Annotated in this window: 1 pseudogene; it reads left to right on the top strand. The window is 29.8% G+C overall.

Going from position 1 to position 764, the window contains the following annotated elements:
* Nucleotides 1-67: 67 nt before the first annotated feature.
* Nucleotides 68-764: pseudogene (locus WKT11_RS19815) on the top strand (transposase); the annotation flags it as partial.

A 764-nucleotide genomic window follows, 5' to 3' on the forward strand; every position in this document is an offset into this window, starting at 1 on the left:
ACTGAAAAAGTGGTCGTAAAATCATATATCTGATATAATTAAGGTATCATAATTGTCGGAGGTTGAAATGTTATCATCCCAACTTAAACTTAGCCTTAGTTATTATTCAGATTTATATGACATGATTGTTCCAAAAGATCATATTCTGAGAAAAATCAGGGAATTGGTCGATTTTTCTTTTATATATGATGAATTAAAAAATAAATATTGCCTTGATAATGGACGTAATGCAAAAAACCCTATATTGCTATTTAAATATCTGCTTTTAAAATATCTTTATAACCTTTCTGATAATGGTGTTGTTGAAAGATCACGATATGATATGTCTTTTAAATATTTTCTGGAATTAACGCCAGAAGAAGAGGTTATCCATCCTAGTCTTTTAACCAAATTCAGAAAGCAGCGTTTAAAAGATGAAAATATACTTGATCTGCTCATAAATAAAAGTGTAGAACTTGCCATAAATCAAGGTGTTTTAAAAAGCAATACTATAATTGTTGACTCAACTCATACAGAAGCCCGTTATCATAAAACTACTCAGAGAGAAATGTTGAAAAAAGCCTCTACTTCTTTAAAAGCAGCTTTAAAAGATTCTGATAAAGACATTTATCTGCCAGATGAACCTGAAAAATGAGCTTCTTTAGATGAGTATAATGAATACTGTCATGAATTATTAAACACAGTTCAGGAAAGTCCGTATTCAGAACTGCCAACGATTAAAGAAGAATCTTCTATGTTATCCGAAATTTTGGATAATCAGATTG

Source organism: Blautia sp. HCN-1074 (assembly GCF_037890165.1).
Classification (GTDB): domain Bacteria; phylum Bacillota; class Clostridia; order Lachnospirales; family Lachnospiraceae; genus Blautia_A.